Genomic DNA, 4911 nt, shown 5'->3' on the forward strand with positions numbered 1-4911 from the left:
CGGCGGGGCGGCGCGGCGGGGCGGCGGGGCGGCGCGGCGGGGCGCGAGGCCTCCGGGGGCGCCGCGGCGGCCGGGATCACCGGCCAGGATCAGCAGGACCGGCGACCGAAATCAGTCGTCGGCGCCGGCCGCCAGGACGGCGGTGTCGAGGGCGCCGGTGAGCCGGTCCAGCAGGGAGCGCAGGGCGGCGAGGTCCTCGACCGGGAGGCTGGTGGCGGCGAGCAGGCGGCGCGGCACCTGGCCGGCGCGGTCGCGCATGGCCAGGCCGGCGTCGGTGAGGCGGACGGTGACGGAGCGCTCGTCCTCAGGGCTGCGCTCGCGGCTCACCAGGCCGGCTGCCTCCAGCCGCTTGAGCAGCGGGGAGAGCGTGCCGGAGTCGAGCCGCAGCCGCTCGCCGATCCGTTTCACCGGCAGGTCGCCGTGTTCCCAGAGCACCAGCATGACCAGGTACTGGGGGTAGGTCAGGCCGAGGTCCTTGAGCAGTACCCGGTAGACGCCGCCGAAGGCGCGCGAGGCCGCGTTCAGGGAGAAGCAGATCTGCTGGTCGAGCCGGAGCAGGTGTTCGTCGCGCAGCAGGTCGGCGTCGTCCGGCTCGGGACGGGCGACGTCCGGCTCGGGACGGGCGACGTCCGTCGCGGTCTCGGACGCGGTCTCGGGGAGCTTGGCCATGCATCCATCGTACCGACCACCGGATGCACCATTCAGTTGTGCGCAATTGAATTGCGTGCTCTACTTGTCTCCGGAAGGCGGCCCGACCGGGACGCCGAGGACAGAAGCACGACCGACGCAGGACGGAAGGGACACGCACCCATGGACGCGCTCTACACCGCAGTGGCCACCGCGAACGGCCGGGAGGGCCGCGCCGTCAGCTCCGACGGACAGCTGGACCTGGCCCTGGCGATGCCCGCCGCACTCGGCGGCAACGGCCAGGGCACCAACCCCGAGCAGCTGTTCGCGGCCGGCTACGCGGCCTGCTTCGCGAGCGCCCTGGGCCTGGTCGGCCGGCAGGCGCGGGTCGACACCAGCGAGGTCTCGGTGACCGCCGAGGTCTCCATCGGCAAGGACGGCGCCGGGTTCGGCCTCGCGGTCGTCCTGCGCGTGGAGCTGCCGGACTCGCTCGCGGGCGAGAACGGCGAGCTGCTGGTCAAGCAGGCGCACGAGGTCTGCCCGTACTCCCGCGCCACCCGCGGCAACATCCCGGTCGAGCTCGTCGTCGAGTAAGCAGGTCGCCGGGTAGGCGTGAAGCCGGACCGCAGGGCCCGCCGCACCCCCGTGCGGCGGGCCCTGTACCCGTTTCAGCCCCCGGCCGCACCGTTCCCCGGAGCGGATCCCGGCGTTCCCGGCCCTGCCGGTCCGGCCCCCGGCGCCCCCGGCGCCCCCGGCCCAGCCGGTCCGACCCCCGACCCCGAGCCAGGCCCGGGCGCCGAGCCCGGCGGCGGCCCGTACCCCGCTCCGTACCCCGGCCCGGGCACCGGCGCGCTCGCGGCGCGCAGGGTGTCCAGCCGGTGGCGGTACTCCTCCGCGTCGATCTCCCCGCGCGCGAACCGTTCCGCGAGCAGGTGCTCCGCCGTCGGCGGTGCCGCCCGCCCCGGCGGCACCCCGGCCGCCCCGGCAGGACCGACCCCACCCTGGGGACCCCAGGCACCGGGCGACACCGGCCGCCGCGTCCGCGAGAGGTGGCGCACCAGCGCGACGACGGCGAGCACCAGCACCCCCAGGAGCAGCAGCATCACGATCGCCATCAGCCCCAGGCCCCACCCGCTCAGGGCGTGGCCGTGCCCGTGTCCGTGCCAGTGCCTCATCACGACCTCCTCATTACCGCCCGGGGGCCCGCGGGGCGCCCCACTCACCATCGTGCGCCCGGAAACGACCGGCCGGCCCTGAGGATTGTCTGAGAATGTCCGGAAAGGCACTCCTGTCCCGTCACCCCGGCGCGCCGGGGTAGCGTTGCGAGCCATGGACCACCACCCGCCCGGCGACGACCGCGAGCGGCTCGTCGCGGCCGGGGTGCTGCGTCGCTACGACGACGGGTACCGGCACCCGGCACTCGGCCACGCCCCGATCAGCTACGTCTCGACCCGGCTCTGGGACGAGCTGACCGCTCTCGCCATCGCCCCGTCCGCGGCCACGGCCACGGCCCACGCGCTGCTGCGCACCATCGCCGCGGACGCGGTCGACGCCGCGCTCGCCCCCGGCAACGAACGGGCCCCGCACGACGACCTCTACGTGACGCACCCGGCGTTCGTCGGGCCGCACCGCCGGGTGGTCTGGTTCCAGCGCTCCGGCCCGGGCGGCCCGATCACCGCGACCTTCCCGCCGGACGCCTGACCCGGCAACGGCCCCGGAACGAAGAACGGCGCCGGAACGAAGAACGGCCCCGGAACGAACGGCCGCCGCGGAACGAGGAGCGGATCCGGAACGAACGGCCGCCCCGGATCCGCCCGGCAGGTCAGCGCTCCACCCACAGACCGTGGCAGACCCAGCTCAGCAGGCTCGGACCGCCCAGCGGCGGGCGGTCGTGGTACGTGCCGTCCGCCACCGAGAGGTTGACGATCAGATACGCGTGCCAGTCCGCCCCGACCCCGCGCCGGTCCGCGTGCACCAGCGTGTCGTTGACGAACCAGTCGACCGAGTACGTGCCGAGCACCACGCGCAGCCCGAAGGTCGCGCCGGGGGCTATCCCGGCCGCCGCGCCGTGCCAGTAGCGGAAGCCCCCGCGGACGTGGTTGGAGATCTCCAGCAGGTCCGGGTTGTCGGGGTGGTACTCGAAGAAGTCCACCTCGTTGCCGCCGTCCCGCCAGGTCCAGATGGCCGGCCAGGCCCCCAGCTCGACCGGGAGCGTGACCCGCGCGCCGAGCACGTCACCGGTGCGCACCTGGAACCCCTCCGGGCTCCCCTCGGTGGTGAGCAGGTTGCACGTCCACAGCTCGCTGCCACGGCGGCGGGTCGCGGTGAAGCGGCCGCCGGGGCAGTAGGCCCGGCTGAGGAAGTCGAGTTTGTGATCCCCCCGATTGGTCGGCCCCATCCGGGGATAGGAGCTGCTACGCCCCGCCGTCCACTGCCTGGTCGAAGTGAAGTCCGCGTCGAACACGACTGCCACGGCCGCCTCCCCGGTGCCCCGGTGTGCGCGACGGCCCCAGCGCCGCCGCGCACACAGAGTGACTTACCCGATACTTTCCGCAGTATGCGAAGCGGATCCTCCGGGTCCGAGGCATGCGAGCCCGGGCCCGCGCGGGCCGTACGCGCGGGCCCGTGCCGCGCGGACCCGGACGGAGCGTCAGCCGACCGGGGCCGGCGCCGCGCCGCTGCTGCCGAGCCGGTCGGTGACCGAGACGACGCCGTCCACCGAGCGGCACAGGTTCAGCACGATCGGGACGAGGTGCGGCTCGGGCACGCTGCCGCTGAGCACCACCCGGCCCTGGTCCACCTCCACCCCCACCTCGGCCGGACTGACCCCCTCGACCCGGCCGAGCACCTCCTCGACGATCTCCCGGCGGATCACCCGGTCCTCACGCAGGAAGACCCGCAGCAGGTCGCCGCGGCTGACCATGGCGAACACCCGGCCCTCCGCATCCAGCACCGGCAACCGCTTCACCCCGTGCCGGTGCATCAGCCGCGCGGCCGCCACCACGCTGGTGCCGGGCGTGGTGCAGACGGCCGGGCCGGTCATCAGGTCCGCCGCGGTGACGGCGCCGCCCGGACCGGTCCGGGCCAGTTCGGGGGCCGGCAGCAGGCTGCCCTGGTCCTCCTGGGCGGCCAGCGTGAGCAGGAGGTCCGCCTCCGAGACGAGGCCGAGCGGCCGGCCGTCGGCGTCCACCACCGGAACACCGGTGATGTCGTACTCGGCCAGCAGCGCGACGATCTCCCGGAATCCGGTCTCGGGCGCGACCCGGACCACGGGGCTGGTCATCACTGATTCGACGGTGGCATGCCGCACGCCGTTTCACCTTTTCCGCGAGCGTCGGACGGCCGGACGACCGCCGCCCGGCCGGTTACCTGGAGCATCGCCCCTCCCCGCGCAGCCCGCCAGGGGCCAAGGGGCTGAAAACAGGGGACCAACGGCCCCGCTCGGCGAACACCGCCCTCACACCCCGCCGCGTGCTCCACCCGGCAGGGTCCGGGTGACCCGCCGAAGCCGGCGCGGGAGGCCGCTCGCGCCGGACGGTCGACCTACCCGGACTCCCCGGACGGCGCAACCATCACATGATCGACTCGTTGGACCGTCCACCACCACACGACCCACGGCGGCGGGAGGCCTCGGTGGCAGGACGCTCGGACGGCGGATCACCGCTGCGCGGTGCGGCCGCGCGCCCGGTCGCACGGGCCGAGGCGGCGCTGGTGCGCCACTACCGCCGGCTGGTGCGGCTGGCGTACCTCGCCCTGCCGGCCGACCGGGACCGGCACACCCGGGCGCTCGCCGCGCACGCCGCCGTCCAGCGGGCCCTGCCCTTACGCCGGCCCCGCCGCCCCCCCGGCCTGGACACCCCGGCCGGCCACGACGAGGACGCGGTGTACGCCGCACTGCGCCTACGGGTGCTACGGGCCGCGCTGCGGCCGTGGCCGGCGGACCGGCTGTTCGCGCCGCGGGTCTGGGGACTGTGGCTGTTCACACCGGGCGGCGGCGAGGAGGATGCGGCGCTGGACCGGGCGCTGGCCGCCCTGGCGGCGCCCGCCCGGGCCGGTTTCGCGCTGCTGGCCGTGGAGGCGCTGGCACCCGGGGACGCCGCCGAGGTGCTGCGGCGGGCCGGGGTGGCCGAGCCGGAGCACGCGGTGGCCGAGGCGGCGCGGCTGCCCGCCCCGGAGGCCGGTCGGCCGGCGTTCGACCCGTGCGCCGTCCTCGCCCTCCTCCGGGGCCTTGTGGGCGGTGACCACCACGCAGTCGTCGTCGAGCGGGTCGCCGAAGCGGCCCAG

General features: G+C 75.5%; 6 protein-coding genes and 1 pseudogene. 3 read left to right on the forward strand and 4 right to left on the reverse strand.

Annotated elements, in window-relative coordinates:
- Positions 1 to 111: 111 nt before the first annotated feature.
- Positions 112 to 669 carry a MarR family transcriptional regulator gene (locus tag ABZ885_RS35210; protein WP_360198073.1) on the reverse strand — a complete coding sequence of 186 codons (558 nt, stop codon included), beginning with the start codon at positions 667 to 669 and terminating at the stop codon, positions 112 to 114.
- Between the two features lie 141 nt (positions 670 to 810).
- Between ABZ885_RS35210 and ABZ885_RS35215 the strand changes: the two genes are divergently transcribed.
- A complete protein-coding gene (locus tag ABZ885_RS35215; protein ID WP_360198076.1) occupies positions 811 to 1221 on the forward strand; it encodes an organic hydroperoxide resistance protein in 411 nt (136 codons plus the stop codon).
- Positions 1222 to 1295: 74 nt separating this feature from the next.
- Here the strand turns inward: ABZ885_RS35215 and ABZ885_RS35220 are convergent, their stop codons facing one another.
- Positions 1296 to 1802: a hypothetical protein gene (locus ABZ885_RS35220; RefSeq protein ID WP_360198079.1), complete on the reverse strand. Its 507-nt coding sequence runs from the start codon at positions 1800 to 1802 to the stop codon at positions 1296 to 1298.
- 154 nt (positions 1803 to 1956) lie between these two features.
- Between ABZ885_RS35220 and ABZ885_RS35225 the strand changes: the two genes are divergently transcribed.
- Positions 1957 to 2328 (forward strand): hypothetical protein, encoded by a 372-nt coding sequence (locus ABZ885_RS35225; protein ID WP_360198082.1) that lies wholly within the window; start codon positions 1957 to 1959, stop codon positions 2326 to 2328.
- A gap of 121 nt (positions 2329 to 2449) precedes the next feature.
- Here ABZ885_RS35225 and ABZ885_RS35230 read toward each other — a convergent pair whose 3' ends face one another.
- Both ABZ885_RS35230 and ABZ885_RS35235 read right to left on the reverse strand, forming a co-directional pair.
- The gene (locus ABZ885_RS35230) at positions 2450 to 3100 is read right to left on the reverse strand and encodes a beta-glucanase (RefSeq protein ID WP_360198085.1); all 651 of its coding nucleotides are present in this window, start codon (positions 3098 to 3100) and stop codon (positions 2450 to 2452) included.
- A 177-nt stretch (positions 3101 to 3277) separates the two neighbouring features.
- Positions 3278 to 3910, reverse strand: coding sequence for a CBS domain-containing protein (locus tag ABZ885_RS35235; protein WP_360198088.1), 633 nt, complete (start codon positions 3908 to 3910; stop codon positions 3278 to 3280).
- Positions 3911 to 4260: 350 nt separating this feature from the next.
- On the opposite strand from ABZ885_RS35235, the pseudogene ABZ885_RS35240 reads away from it, so the two are divergent.
- Positions 4261 to 4911: pseudogene (locus ABZ885_RS35240) on the forward strand (hypothetical protein); the annotation flags it as partial.

The organism is Kitasatospora sp. NPDC047058 (assembly GCF_040643935.1).
Taxonomy (GTDB): domain Bacteria; phylum Actinomycetota; class Actinomycetes; order Streptomycetales; family Streptomycetaceae; genus Kitasatospora.